General features: G+C 44.2%; 12 protein-coding genes. 4 read left to right on the forward strand and 8 right to left on the reverse strand.

Annotated features, from left to right (window positions below):
• Positions 1-86: 86 nt before the first annotated feature.
• Complete coding sequence (gene fadR / locus P4S59_RS09920; RefSeq protein WP_005396954.1) at positions 87-926, reverse strand: fatty acid metabolism transcriptional regulator FadR; 840 nt, start codon at positions 924-926, stop codon at positions 87-89.
• Positions 927-1,565: 639 nt separating this feature from the next.
• On the opposite strand from fadR, the gene nhaB reads away from it, so the two are divergent.
• Positions 1,566-3,152, forward strand: coding sequence for a Na(+)/H(+) antiporter NhaB (nhaB, locus tag P4S59_RS09925; RefSeq protein WP_005396952.1), 1,587 nt, complete (start codon positions 1,566-1,568; stop codon positions 3,150-3,152).
• Between the two features lie 83 nt (positions 3,153-3,235).
• Complete coding sequence (dsbB, locus tag P4S59_RS09930) at positions 3,236-3,772, forward strand: disulfide bond formation protein DsbB (protein WP_065646638.1); 537 nt, start codon at positions 3,236-3,238, stop codon at positions 3,770-3,772.
• A gap of 91 nt (positions 3,773-3,863) precedes the next feature.
• Here dsbB and P4S59_RS09935 read toward each other — a convergent pair whose 3' ends face one another.
• A complete protein-coding gene (locus P4S59_RS09935; protein WP_048625767.1) occupies positions 3,864-4,481 on the reverse strand; it encodes a YecA family protein in 618 nt (205 codons plus the stop codon).
• A gap of 170 nt (positions 4,482-4,651) precedes the next feature.
• On the opposite strand from P4S59_RS09935, the gene dusC reads away from it, so the two are divergent.
• Complete coding sequence (gene dusC, locus P4S59_RS09940) at positions 4,652-5,611, forward strand: tRNA dihydrouridine(16) synthase DusC (protein WP_006742820.1); 960 nt, start codon at positions 4,652-4,654, stop codon at positions 5,609-5,611.
• 35 nt (positions 5,612-5,646) lie between these two features.
• Here dusC and P4S59_RS09945 read toward each other — a convergent pair whose 3' ends face one another.
• From P4S59_RS09945 to yfbV, 6 genes are all read right to left on the reverse strand, one after another.
• Positions 5,647-7,122, reverse strand: a complete 1,476-nt coding sequence (locus tag P4S59_RS09945; protein ID WP_152811883.1) for a sensor domain-containing diguanylate cyclase — start codon at positions 7,120-7,122, stop codon at positions 5,647-5,649.
• Between the two features lie 183 nt (positions 7,123-7,305).
• On the reverse strand, positions 7,306-9,132 hold the full coding sequence (gene malZ / locus P4S59_RS09950; protein ID WP_337168332.1) for a maltodextrin glucosidase: 1,827 nt from the start codon (positions 9,130-9,132) through the stop codon (positions 7,306-7,308).
• A gap of 140 nt (positions 9,133-9,272) precedes the next feature.
• On the reverse strand, positions 9,273-10,067 hold the full coding sequence (locus P4S59_RS09955) for an ABC transporter ATP-binding protein (protein WP_114323289.1): 795 nt from the start codon (positions 10,065-10,067) through the stop codon (positions 9,273-9,275).
• Complete coding sequence (locus P4S59_RS09960; RefSeq protein WP_054574798.1) at positions 10,064-10,999, reverse strand: ABC transporter permease; 936 nt, start codon at positions 10,997-10,999, stop codon at positions 10,064-10,066. The genes P4S59_RS09955 and P4S59_RS09960 overlap by 4 nt, the downstream gene beginning before the upstream one ends.
• A gap of 177 nt (positions 11,000-11,176) precedes the next feature.
• Positions 11,177-12,142 (reverse strand): ABC transporter substrate-binding protein, encoded by a 966-nt coding sequence (locus P4S59_RS09965; RefSeq protein WP_047010059.1) that lies wholly within the window; start codon positions 12,140-12,142, stop codon positions 11,177-11,179.
• Between the two features lie 329 nt (positions 12,143-12,471).
• Positions 12,472-12,924: a terminus macrodomain insulation protein YfbV gene (yfbV, locus tag P4S59_RS09970; RefSeq protein WP_005380809.1), complete on the reverse strand. Its 453-nt coding sequence runs from the start codon at positions 12,922-12,924 to the stop codon at positions 12,472-12,474.
• 347 nt (positions 12,925-13,271) lie between these two features.
• Between yfbV and P4S59_RS09975 the strand changes: the two genes are divergently transcribed.
• On the forward strand, positions 13,272-14,468 hold the full coding sequence (locus P4S59_RS09975) for an acetate kinase (RefSeq protein ID WP_005396635.1): 1,197 nt from the start codon (positions 13,272-13,274) through the stop codon (positions 14,466-14,468).
• Positions 14,469-14,570: the final 102 nt, after the last annotated feature.

The following is a 14,570-nucleotide window of genomic DNA, read 5'->3' on the forward strand; positions in this document are numbered from 1 at the left end:
AGGAACGTAACTGGTATCTATAGGTAAAAACAAAAAACCGCAGACCTTAGGTTCTGCGGTTTTTCATTCATCTAACTTCTCAGCGCTTAGCTGTCATCTTCTGTGAAGTTCGTTGGTAATTGCTTTTTCATCTCGTTCCAGATTAGCGCGCTTTCCATACCATAGTGACGAATCACAACTGGCAGTTGTTCACGCTGACCACTTTCACAAGTTTCTAGCAACTGATGGTAAAACTTCAGCGCTAGCTCACGAGAAGCTGGGTTTGAGAAGTAATAGCTACCAACGCGATCATAGAGCTTCTTCAAGCCATTAAAAATCAAACCGTAAATCTGATTCCCTGAATGGAATGCTAGGCGTTGGAACAACATGTAGTCGTAAAAGTTGAACGTTTTAGCAATCAAGATTTCTTGACGCTTCGCTTCATCTTTCTCGTTGTCTTCTTTCACGTTCTGTAAGACTTTCTCAGCATAAGGTGAAGAAGCGATGAAATCGTCCCAAGAAGCAGCATTCATTAAAGCTTCACAAGATTCAATTACATTCTTGATGGTGCGCTCAGAGTTCTCTTTATTTGCTTTAAATGCATAACGCATAAAGATAGGGCTGATGTTGGTACGTGCTGCAAGCAAATCTTCTACAATGTTTGTTGCGTTATCTACGTCCAACGTCATCAACGTATCCAAAATATGCAGACCAGAGGTCTCCATAAATTGGTTTACCTTCGTTGGTTTACCGTGTTGGATTGTTAACCAACCATCACGGGCTAGTCGTTGAAGAACCTCTCGTAAAGTCGTTCGAGTAACACCAATTAGCTCAGACAGCTCGCGTTCAGCAGGTAAAATAGAGCCAGGAGGAAAACGGCCGTTCCAAATGCTCTCGATAATATATTTTTCTGCGAATCCCGCAGGGCTTTTCGCCTTTATGACCATTCTACTTTTTATCCAATATTGATTTCTGAGGGTCGATACTACTCATCATACCACTACTTAACGGTTTGAGAAAATTTACGATCAATAATTGAAACGATTCTACAATATAGAGTTAATACTCTATATTTTATGTCAATCTAGGACGGTCTGACGTGCGAGTGAAAGCGGTAAAATCTGAATTTTCGTTTAATTAAACAGCTCACAAATTGCGGAGAAATAAAGACAACTGCGTCACAATTTTATATTCAAAATATGAAAAATTACTTTGTATATCACAGTTAATATTCTTTCTTAATTTGCCTTTTCTCGTCACTGACCGTCATTTAAAATCCAAGAGGATTTTTTTGAGCCTTTCATGATATAGTAACGCCGTTTTGATCGCGTTATTACATTTAAAAAGTCATTTTAGTCGGTAGCATCACGTTTTGTTATTGACTAATAAATGCCTGAGTGTAGAGTTTGCGGTCGAAAGTGAGCGGTGCTTGAGTTCAGGGGAAGTAACTTGGCAAGACTGCAATAAACAAAGGATTGTTGTTTTACTAAGTTATTGTTTTAAAAGACTAGTTAATAAGTTTAACAAACAGATACTTAAGCACTATTGTAGTGTCTATTCATAATTTTGTTATAAAGAGAATTATCATGCCGATATCGCTCGGAAACGCTTTTATCAAGAACTTTCTTGGTAAAGCGCCTGATTGGTACAAAGTTGCCATTATAGCCTTCTTAATAATTAACCCGATTGTATTCTTCCTAATAAACCCATTTGTTGCGGGGTGGTTGCTGGTTGCTGAATTTATTTTCACGCTTGCAATGGCATTAAAATGCTACCCATTACAACCTGGTGGTTTACTTGCTATTGAAGCCATCGCTATCGGCATGACTAGCCCTGCGCAAGTTAAGCACGAGTTGGTGGCAAATATTGAAGTATTACTGCTTCTGGTATTTATGGTTGCGGGCATCTACTTCATGAAGCATTTATTGCTGTTCATTTTTACCAAAATTTTACTTGGTATTCGCTCCAAAACCCTTCTATCACTTGCGTTTTGCTTTGCCGCTGCATTTTTATCTGCGTTTTTGGATGCTTTGACGGTTATCGCCGTTGTTATCAGTGTGGCGATCGGTTTCTACTCTATCTACCACAAAGTGGCGTCAGGTAACCCGATTGGTGACCATGACCACACACAAGATGACACGATCACTGAGCTAACGCGTGATGACTTAGAAAATTACCGCGCCTTTTTACGCTCATTGTTGATGCACGCTGGTGTAGGTACTGCGTTAGGTGGCGTAACCACTATGGTGGGTGAACCTCAGAACTTAATTATTGCAGACCAAGCGGGTTGGTTATTTGGTGAATTCCTAATCCGTATGTCTCCAGTGACGCTACCCGTATTTTTCTGCGGTCTCATCACTTGTGCTCTAGTCGAAAAGCTTAAAGTGTTTGGCTACGGTGCAAAACTTCCTAACAACGTTCGTCAAATCCTCGTTGACTTTGACAATGAAGAGCGCAAAACGCGTACCAATCAAGACGTTGCAAAGCTATGGGTTCAAGGGCTTATTGCTGTTTGGTTGATCGTGGCATTAGCCTTGCATTTGGCAGCGGTAGGCTTAATTGGTCTTTCAGTGATCATCTTAGCGACGGCTTTCACTGGCGTCATTGAAGAGCATTCCATGGGTAAAGCGTTTGAAGAGGCTCTGCCTTTCACTGCACTACTTGCGGTATTTTTCTCGATCGTTGCGGTAATCATCGACCAAGAGTTGTTTAAACCAGTTATCGACGCGGTGCTTGCCGTTGAAGATAAAGGCACTCAGTTAGCTTTGTTCTATGTCGCGAATGGCTTACTATCAATGGTGTCGGATAACGTATTCGTCGGTACGGTTTACATCAATGAAGTAAAAACAGCACTCATTGAGGGTCTCATTACTCGCGAGCAGTTCGACTTACTGGCAGTTGCTATCAACACTGGTACTAACCTACCATCTGTTGCTACGCCAAACGGTCAAGCAGCATTCCTATTCCTACTCACCTCGGCTCTCGCTCCATTAATTCGTCTGTCTTACGGTCGAATGGTTATCATGGCGCTGCCTTACACCATCGTTCTTGCGATTGTCGGGCTAATGGGCATTATGTTCTTCCTAGAGCCTGCAACGGCTTCTTTCTACGATGCAGGCTGGATTTTACCTCATAGTGGTGATCTGACTCCCGTAGTCTCTGGCGGTCACTAAAATTTGAGTTGATTAGGAAACTTATCCACGTTAAAAAGCTCTGAGTATTCAGAGCTTTTTCTATTTCAGACAGGAACAAAAACGTGACTATTTTAAATTCACTTAACCAGTTTTCGAAGGGACGCTTATCGTGGCTGCTGCTTCTGCTATTCGTCGTTTTCTTTGAAGCATGTGCCCTCTATTTTCAGCACGTCATGATGCTTGCACCATGTGTCATGTGTATCTACGAACGAGTCGCGATGATGGGAGTGGGTGTCGCTGCAATCGTTGGTCTTATGGCACCAAATAACCCAGTTTTCCGTTGGCTAGGTTTGATTGGCTGGGGATTAAGCTCTTACAAAGGACTGTTGCTTGCTCAGCAGCACGTTGATTATCAGTTTAACCCATCACCATTCGCGACTTGTGATTTATTCGTAACATTCCCTAGCTGGGCTCCGCTTAATCAGTGGGCTCCTTGGATATTCGAAGCATACGGTGATTGCTCGAAGATTGTTTGGCAATTCCTCGATTTATCAATGCCACAATGGTTAGTAGTTATTTTCGCGGGCAATTTAATTGCTTTAGCATTAATTGTGATCGCACAATTCTTCCCAGCAAGACGCACTAATCCGATTCGTTAATCCTTCCGAGAAATGATAACGAAAAAAGCCGACCAGATGGTCGGCTTTTTACTGAGTAAACATCGCGGCTATTTAACTTAACCACGTTAACTCAACCACGTGATTGACCACAACACTGCTTGAACTTTTTGCCGCTCTCACAAGGACAAGGATCATTGCGCCCGATACCTTTGAATGGGTTTAGGCTTTGAGCCTTATTGCCTACCATCAACTCATCCGCGCCTAACGCCACTTCACCGACCATCAAATCAAGCTGGTCGATCAAGTCTGCTAGAGCAGGAGGCGTTTCAATACCGGCGTCGCGCATCTGTTGCTGCGTTGCCGACTCATCGATAGCCAGCATCAAAGTGGTCAGTAATGCTTGTAGCATACGCTGCAATCCATCATTGAGCTCAACGTCTTGCCATTGTTCTTCAATCATTGGCCAAACAGACATAAAGCCTTCGGCAAAATCAGCAAGTTGTTCAGGTTCTTTGCCTGTTAGCTCTAGCACGGAATATTCGTTTCGTTGAATTCGGTTGTGCTGCTTGTGAATTTGCTCTTCTACTGCCGGTTGAATCGCTTTGAATCCTTCACCTAATAGCGGCTCTAACCACTTTTCAGGAGCGAGTGGTTTTGTCGTCAGATTAGCAGCGAGCACTGCGCCTTCGATAAATAGGCAAGATTCATCGATGTGAATTTCGCCTTTCTCAATCAATGTGTATTGCATGACATCTGGTTTCCCATAAATTTGGCGGCATTATACCTCAGAGCATAAAAGCACGTAACCGGGAGTTGCGAGTTTGACTGTATTGAGTGCTTTGAGTCTTTTAATGACAAACTTAGCTGACATCGCTACAATCGCCCTCCTTTTTATCACCAAACTGTATTAGGTAAACTATGCGAGTTGTACTAGGCCCAATGGAAGGCGTTTTAGACCATTTGATGCGCCAAATCCTGACCGAGATAAACGACTATGACCTATGTGTTACGGAATTTGTTCGAGTCATCGACCAGTTATTGCCCGATCATGTATTTCACCGTTTATGCCCGGAGCTGTTGCAAGGTTCTCAAACCGCATCAGGTGTGCCAGTACATGTGCAATTGTTAGGACAAGAACCAAACTGGATGGCTGAGAACGCAATTAAAGCGGCGAGCCTAGGCGCCAGAGGCATCGACATAAATTTTGGTTGCCCAGCCAAAATGGTCAATAAAAGTAAGGGTGGTGCTGCTCTACTTCAGCATCCTGAGCTAATTCACCGTGTGGTTAAAGCTTGTCGAGAAGCTGTTCCAGAGGCTATTCCTGTGACCGCAAAAATTCGTCTTGGCTGGGAAAACCCTGAAGATTGCTTTGAAATTGTTGATGCCATTCAATCTGCTGGTGCAAATGAACTCACCGTTCACGCTCGGACTAAGCAGGGTGGTTACAAAGCGTCTGAGATAAAATGGGATTACATCAACCAAATTCGCGAACGTTTTGATATTCCGCTTATTGCGAATGGCGAAATTTGGAATTATGAAGATGGTCAACGTTGCATTGAAACGACTGGCGTTGACTCTTTGATGGTGTGCCGCGGCGCTTTCAATATCCCTAACTTGGGCAACATGGTAAAACACAACCACCAGCCAATGTCATGGCCCGAGGTGGTTGAGCTACTGATCTACTACTCCAAGTTTGAGATGAAAGGCGACAAAGGCTTGTACTATCCAAACCGCGTAAAACAATGGTTCTCTTACTTACGTCAGGCCTATCCTGAAGCAAAAGATCTATTCAGAGAAATCCGAACGTTTAACAAAGCCGCGCCGATTGTTGAGCATATTCAACGTTATCGTGATGAGTTAAATTCTCAGGTTGCATAAAATCTGAGCATTGCAAAGGGCGAACTGCTCGCCCTTTAAGCGCTTAGATCTTCGTAGCAAATCTTATTTTTGCCTGTACTCTTGGCTTGATATAACTTTTCATCCGCCGCTTTAAATAACTCATCAAAGCTTTCCACTCGGTTCTCTTTACTGAACACCACACCGCCAGAGATCGTAAAGCCTTCTTTAGTCACGCGTGTCGAGCGTTCGTCTATGGCTTTTTTTACCCGCTCTAAAATTAGCTTAATGCCTTCCGAGTCTTCGTCGTAAATCGCCAACACAAACTCTTCGCCACCAAATCTTGAGGCGACATCTGTGTGGCGAATATTTTCACGTATACATTTTGCAACTAGCTGAATCGCAGAATCGCCGACATCATGACCATAGGTATCATTGATCTTCTTGAAGTTATCAATATCGAACACTGCTAATGCAACCTGTTTTTTCGTCATCTTATTGCGCCACACGGTTTGCATTCCTCGACGGTTCAACAAGCTCGTCATCGGATCTCTGGCGGCGAGATCTTTAAAATAACGTCGCTCACTATGCATATTCACATAGAACAATACGACTGTGCTCAAAACGTAAATAGAGATCGCAACAATAAGGCTGTATTTTTCGAACACCGCTAGGTTCTTAGCTTCATCCCAAAGGTTGTACTCGTAATACATGCTGTGATTCGCACTCAATCGCTCTAACTCGACTGGTTTGATTCGTGTACTGTTTGAAGGAATGGATTGTAAATTGGAAACCAAATGAAACTTACCAACAAGACCTAGCGACGAAGCCATCAACGCATTGACATCAAAATCAATGGACAGCACACCTTGATGCCTCCCTTTTTCGTAAACAGGCACCGTCATACTAATGATTTGACCTTCCATCGAATCCAACATCGGCCCAGGTCCGGCCAATGTGATGTTCACTTTATCTTGTGCGGTTTTTTGCCAAAATGGGCGCGCTTTTAGCGTTGACCAAAGCTCTCTAGTGAAGTTTTTCGCGTACGTGTCAGGAGACGAAATGACGTAACCACGCTTATCGATGTAATGAATACCAACGATATGGGATTCAATATCGTGCAGAAAAGACAATGACGGTGCAAAACCCGCCTTTTGTTCAGCTAATCGGTTAATCGTTGAACCTTGCTGACATAAGCTTTCATCGCCCACAATCATGTAATCAAGATCAACCGCAGGTAACCCCTCACTGTAGACACTCTCTAGCAACAAGACGTCTATCGGCCAAATATAACAAAGCCCCTTTTTGACTAAAGAATTGTGCTCTTCAGACAATGGGTTAGCGTAATTCGTATAGTTAGTAAAACTATAATCTAAGGCGGTGAGGACTTTAATACCACGGGACATGGCACGATCAATACGTGCATACTCAGAATCAATATAGCGATTGACCGCATCGTAGTAGTTTTTTGTCGTAACAAGCAAAACCACTACAAATAATGCGAGGGGAAAAAAGATGACAAATGAGAGACTAAATCGCCTTTGGTTAACCATTGAGTACCATGTATGTGAAAGGTAGATCGTCTCTTATCAAACAATGGGATTACGCTATCTTATCAACTGGCAATGCGTAGTGCGTAGTGCGCATTGCCAGATAATCAGATAACCAACAAATGTGTACGCATTGTAGGAGACTGTTTATATATTAAAGAAGTTTAATCAATATAGAATGTAGTGTCACTTCAGTTGCCACAATTTGAAGCTCTGTGCAGGTATATTGACAGAAAGATGACCCTTATAATCAATAAGTTCGCGTACATCCAGAAGTGACGAAAGATGGGTAGCCTCCAAACCAAGTTGCCACAGAGGCAAGTCAATTGAACACTCATCGCCACTTAGATTCATCACAACAACGATCGCTTCACTTCCAAGTACGCGCGCATAAGCCAGCACGTTGGTATCACAATGCAGCCATTGAATACTACCAGACTGTAAAGACTTGTACTGTTTACGTATCGAAATCCATTGCTTGTAAATCGACAGCCATGCTGAGTTTTCGATTTCATTCCAAGGGAAACAGCGACGATTATCCGGGTCCAGCCCTCCCTCTAGTCCGACTTCACTCCCATAGTAAATACAAGGTGTACCGACGTATGTCATGAGCAGAGCAAGTGCGATGTTCATTTTACGCTTATCACCATCAACCAGTGTGATAAAACGAGCAGTATCATGACTATCGAGTTGATTTAGCTGCGATAGCTGATTCGAAAATGGAATTTTTGCTCTGGCTTCGTCCAACCATGCTTTAAACTCCAAACCATCAATGTTGATTGGTTCATACATAATATCTTGCTGCGCGATAAAAGCTCGAACTGGATGAGCAAAACCGTAGTAGTTCATCGCCCCATCCTCTTGATCACCTTGCAACCACTGCGTTGCTTCAAAAAAGTGCTCACCTAGCACATAGGCATTCGGATTGACTGACTTCGTCGCATGACGAAACGCTTCAACATAACGAGCATTGTTTTTTGCTCCCTCTCCTTCGCCAAGCATATGAATGACATCAAACCGCCAGCCATCAACCAAGTACGGTGGCTTCAGCCAATACTTGATGACAGACTCTTCACTTTGGTAGATATAGTCGCGCACATGTTCATTTTCAAAGTTCAGAACCGGTAAGTTACCAATGCCTTTCCAACCAATGTAGTGGTTGGTTTCGCCTTCGAAAAAGTAGTAATCGCGGAACTTTGACTGCGGATTGCCATACGCCCCTTCTCCTTTTTGTTGGATATCAAACCAAGGATGATGGACTGACGTGTGGTTAAACACCGCGTCTAAGACAATCTTCATATTCTTAACACGGATTTTCTCACACAGTTCAGCAAACTGATCATTGGTGCCGAACATAGGGTCAACAGTGAAGTAATCCGTAGTGTCGTATTTGTGGTTACTTGGTGAAGAAAAAATCGGATTAAAATAAAGCGCAGTAACGCCGAGCTGTTCAAGATAGTCCAACTTTTGTTCCACACCTTTGAGATCGCCGCCAAAAAACTCTCTTGCTCCTGTATTTTTGTGAGACCCCACCGCTTCTCCCCACGATTTAATGATCGCTTCTGAATCATGCTGAGCATAAGCTTTACGAATGTCAGATTCACTTTTACTAGCAAAAAAACGGTCAGGAAAGATTTGATAGAACACTTGCTCTTGGACCCAGCTTGGTGGTTGATGGTTTACATTCAACTTAAAGTGGAACTCTTTGGGTGGAATACGCTTTTGTACGCCTCGTGCATCGAGCCAGTATTGTTGTCCGTCTTTGAGGAGCTTCAACACATAATGTGTGACATCTCGATCTCGATTTGGTCGGAACGATGCTTCCCATAGTAACAATTCCCCAGTTGTTCCAATTTGAGCCATGTCGACCAGATATTCTTCATTGTCCGGCTCAAGACGCACATATACGGAATCAAAATCCAATGTCTCGGTTTTCAGTCTGACTGTGACTTGCTCGTGATTAAAAGCTAAACCATCAATGGTTTGACTATGAAAAATAAATGGCAGGTTCATTATGGGCACTCCTCGTCATTGGATATGCCACTATGTTATTGAAGAATGAGAGACAAGAAATCCTCCTTGCGAGTTGACATATAAGCCAATTTTCCCAAGGAGGATCACACTTAGTAGGCGTAGTGACTTGTCGATACCGCTTAGTTCAACAAGAGACTGTCATCTGCAAGCTCTTCACCACGCACTTTGGAGAACATATCCAACAAGTCTGGTACCTGCATGTTAGCGCGCTGCTCTCCAGCCACATCAAGCACAATTTCACCTTGGTGAAGCATTACGGTCCTATCGCCACATGCTAATGCGTCTTTCATCGAATGCGTCACCATCATCACGGTTAAATCGAACTCATCGACAATACGTTTAGTTAAGTCGATAACAAACGCCGCCATACGAGGATCAAGCGCAGCCGTGTGTTCATCAAGCAGTAACAACTTACTCTCCGATAACGTCGCCATCACAAGGCTAACAGCTTGTCGTTGTCCACCGGACAGTAAGCCAATGCTATCGCCCAGACGATCTTCTAAGCCAAGCCCTAGGATGCTAATTCGCTCTTGGAACAGCTTGCGACGTTTAGTTGAAAGCGCCAAACCCCAACTGCGTTTTTTACCACGCATGTACGCTAAAGCCATGTTCTCTTCTATCGTTAGCTCTCCACAGGTTCCGGCCAATGGATCTTGAAACACTCGTGCGCATTGCGTCGCACGCTGGGCTACCGTCTGCTTGGTGACGTCTTTGCCATCAATGATCACCTGACCACCTATCATCGGCGTCTCACCTGTCACCGCACCAAGCAACGTCGATTTTCCTGCGCCATTAGAACCAATCACGGTAAGAAATTGATGCTCTGGAACCTCTAAAGAGACGCCTTTCAATGCACGATTTTCTAAAATCGTCCCTGGGTTGAACGTGACCTGAATGTTATTAAGTTCAATCATAACGCCTCCCCCGAACCATTTTTTGATGCCGCTTGTTTAGCATCGGTAACGCGTTGTTTCGCTCTCATGCTCTGTTTTAATTTTGGAGCAATAAGCGCGACAGCCACCAATACTGCGGTGACAAGGTTGAGGTCTGATGCTTGCAAACCAAACATGCCAGAGCTCAAAGCGAAAGCTACAGCAAGACGATAAAGCACCGAACCGATGATGACAGCAAATACCGCAACCCAAATTTTTCGCCCCGGAATGAGGGTCTGGCCCAAAATCACAGCAGCCAAACCAACCACAATGGTGCCCACGCCAGAGGTCACATCTGCAAAGCTGTTCGTTTGTGCAAACAACGCGCCTGCGAATCCGACAAAACCGTTAGATAAAGCCAACCCAAAGTAGGTATAAAAACCAGTGCTCGCCCCTTGCGCAGAAACCATACGCGCATTAACGCCCGTGGCCCGTAAACCAAGACCAAAGTCGCTGTTCAGCAGGCGAATGACAAAGAAAGCGGACAAAAGAACTAAGACCCCAACAACCAGAGGACGAATGAACATCGGATCGCCCAAGGCTTCAAACGGAGTGAGAATCGTATCCTCTCCAAGCAACGCCATATTAGGTTTGCCCATAATACGAATATTGATTGAAAATGCCGCGATCATGGTAAGAATGGAAGCTAACAGGTGCAAAATACCACACCGAACAGCCAGAAAAGCGGTTACCCACCCCGTCATACTACCAGCTATCATCGCCATTATTGTCGCAAGCCAAGGATTAATACCTGCGACAATCGCCGTTGCAGCCACCGCAGCTCCCATTGGAAAGCTGCCATCCACACTCAAATCGGGGAAATCGAGAACACGAAATGTAAGATACACACCCAAGGCAACTAGGCCATAAATTAAGCCAATTTCGAGTGCGCCAAAAAAAGCAAATGCAGACATAACTGCTCCTTTCTGCATGTTCAGGCTGACGAATACCAACCTGAACTTAAGACTTCTAACGTATACTCCCATTCTTCTCTAGCAGAATGCTCTACACGAGAAGTCCGGCGAGTATCAATTTTGGGGCAAGCCTCTATCAACAGACGTGACGGCCCTAACCCCAAAAAAGAGCGTTACTTATTGCATGCTTGTCGCACGTTCAACCACAGAACTTGGCAGCTTGATACCGAGCTTAGATGCCGCGCTTTCATTAATTACGAGGTCAGAGCCCGTCGCGACTTTTACATCCAATTTGCCTGGTTCTTGACCATCAAGAATCGCCGCCACGTAATCAGCGGTTTGCACACCAACCTGGTAGTAGTCAAAACCTAAGCCTGCAATTGCTCCTTTTTCGACATATGACGTCGCACCACCAAATACAGGTTTTTTCGCTTGATTCGCTGCCACAATCATCCCTTCAATCGCGCTTGCAACTGTATTGTCTGTTGGGGCGTAAAGAATGTCTGATTTCGCTGCAATCGCTTGAGTCGCAGACTGAACATCAGCACTTTTTAGTGCGGTCGCTTCAACCACTTGTATGCCTTTTGCTTCTGCGCTTTCTTTTAGCAGTTCAACCAAAGTCACGGCATTAGCTTCACCGGGATTAAATACAACCCCGATGCTTTTCACCTGAGGGAGAATTTCTTGGATGAGGTCGACATGCTGAGCAACGGGTGAAAGATCAGACAGGCCAGTTACGTTTTTGCCTGGTTGTTCCATCGACTTAACCAATTTCGCACCGACCGGATCTGTTACCGCAGTAAAGACAACAGGAATAGAGCGCGTTGCCGACACCAAGGCTTGTGCCGAAGGCGTCGCGATACCCACTAACACATCAGGATTTTCGCCGACATACTGACGGGCAATTTGCACTGCAATCGCAGGGTTACCCTGTGCGGTCTTATAATCAAATTCTAGATTTTTGCCTTCTTCGTAGCCTTTCGCTTTTAAACCATCAAGCAATCCTTGACGCGTCGCGTCTAACGCGGGGTGTTCGACAATTTGTGAAACTGCAACGGTTGCAGTGGCGGCCAGTACATTGGCAGAAGAGAAAATAGCAGTAGCAGATAGAACGGCAGTGGCTAATAAACGTTTCGTTTTCATCATAACTCCTTGATGTGACTTCGTCCTTGTTTCGCGAGCATTCAACATGAATATCGACTCGTGAATTCAAATGTTTGAAGGGGGTAATGTTGTGTTCGTATAACTGTGCACTTCTTGCGCATCTTGTTTTTATTATTACTACTAAGTCTTAGTAAAGAAAAGAAAGATTTAACACTAAAGCAACATTTGTGATCGGGGGACTTCTTCATCCGGAAAGAATCTTTGGTAAACAAAGCTTCGCTCGCTTCATCAACGACCGTCAAAGTAGGTAATAGAGGCAGGATCAAAAATGGAGCGGCTAGTGCACACTCCATTTCAAACAATTTAAATTAGAACCAACGCTCTAGTGACGATTTATCGAGCTGGCGAAACGCTCGGTTCAGTATTATCGCAAGCTCTTTATAACGAGGGCGAGCTTTAACAGGCTCTAGTGCAAAACCTGTTTCCACAATTTTTTGATGCAGCTCCCGATACCAAGATGCCAGAGAAGGCGGCAGTTTCGTGTTGGATCGAGCACCAAGCCACCAAATCCCTTGGAGTGGCAAGCTAATCGCAAACAAGGCGACAACAATAGACTGAGGTAACGCGTGGTAATTGTTGAATGCCATTTGAGTGAGTACGCTGATCGCAGCGACGGCTGGCATGACTTTAATGCCAAAGCGAGTCGCCTTAATGATACGCTGTTCCGGAAATATGGCGCTTAGCTCTTTACGAACCGGCCAGATCTCCATGTAATTCTGGCCATCTTTCAGGCTATGGATCAATCCGACTTTATTACTCATACCGCTCTCTCACTAAAAAATAGTTGAACATTTCAACTGAAGGTACAAAAAATTGATGAAAGTTAATATTCTTTCAAATTTTTTTTGTTATCATTGCTTATTATCGCTATCCTTTGCAGACCCTCAATCTCATTGTTGCTGTTATTTACAATTTAAGCAACTCCGAGATATCTATCTGCACGGATCGCATCATAGTGATGGATGGGTTCATCACTATTTTCTTTATATGGAATTAGAACAATTTTTGACCAGGATTAGTACGCAGCCTTCTGGGTATCGGCTATTCTTGTGATTAATTTTTCATTCTTTAACTGATTTTTTATCAGACGAATAACAGGTAGTCATACATGTCTAAGCTAGTTTTAGTTTTAAACTGCGGTAGTTCTTCTCTTAAATTTGCCGTTGTTGATGCCGAGAACGGCGACGAGCACTTATCAGGTCTTGCTGAGTGTCTTCACCTTCCTGAAGCTCGCATCAAGTGGAAACTTGATGGCAAGCACGAAGCTCAACTAGGCAATGGTGCAGCTCACGAAGAAGCACTAGCGTTTATGGTAGAAACTATTCTTGCTTCTAAGCCAGAGCTTAAAGCTAACCTAGGCGCAATCGGTCACCGTATCGTTCACGGCGGCGAGCAGTTCACTCAATCTGCACTAATCACTGATGAAGTTCTAAAAGGTATTCAAGACGCTGCAACATTTGCACCTCTTCACAACCCTGCTCACATCATCGGTATCGAAGCGGCTAAGAAAAACTTCCCAGAGCTGAAAAACGTTGCTGTATTTGACACTGCGTTCCACCAAACTATGCCTGAAGAGTCTTACCTATACGCTCTTCCATACAACCTATACAAAGAACACGGTATCCGTCGTTATGGTATGCACGGTACTTCTCACTTGTTCATCACTCGTGAAGTTGCTGGCCTACTAAATAAACCAGTTGAAGAAGTAAACATCATCAACTGCCACCTAGGTAACGGCGCGTCTGTATGTGCAATCAAGAACGGTCAATCTGTAGACACTTCTATGGGTCTTACTCCACTTGAAGGTCTAGTAATGGGTACTCGCTGTGGCGACATCGACCCTGCGATCATCTTCCACCTGCACGACGCTCTAGGTTACTCTGTTGATCAAATCAACACGATGCTAACTAAAGAGTCTGGTCTTCAAGGTCTAACTGAAGTGACTTCTGATTGTCGTTTCGTTGAAGACAACTACGGTGAGAAAGAAGAAGCAACACGCGCAATGGACGTGTTCTGCCACCGTCTAGCTAAGTACGTAGCTGGCTACACTGCTTCAATGGACGGTCGTCTAGACGCAATCACTTTCACTGGCGGTATCGGCGAGAACTCTGGCCCTATCCGTGAAATGGTTCTAAACCGTCTTGGCATCTTCGGTATCGAAGTAGATAGCGAAGCTAACCTTAAAGCTCGCTTCGGCGGCGAAGGCGTTATCACGACTGAAAACAGCCGTATCCCTGCAATGGTTATCTCTACTAACGAAGAGCTAGTCATCGCTGAAGACACTGCACGCCTGACAGGTCTTTAATTGAATTACTGGCTAGCCACTCGGCTAGCCAGATTTTCATTCAAACGAATTTCTTAGGGGCTCAACTCCTATTCTTCGAGCTTCATGGAATAAGAGTTGAGC

The sequence above is a fragment of the Vibrio sp. M60_M70 genome (assembly GCF_037162085.1).
GTDB lineage: Bacteria > Pseudomonadota > Gammaproteobacteria > Enterobacterales > Vibrionaceae > Vibrio > Vibrio diabolicus.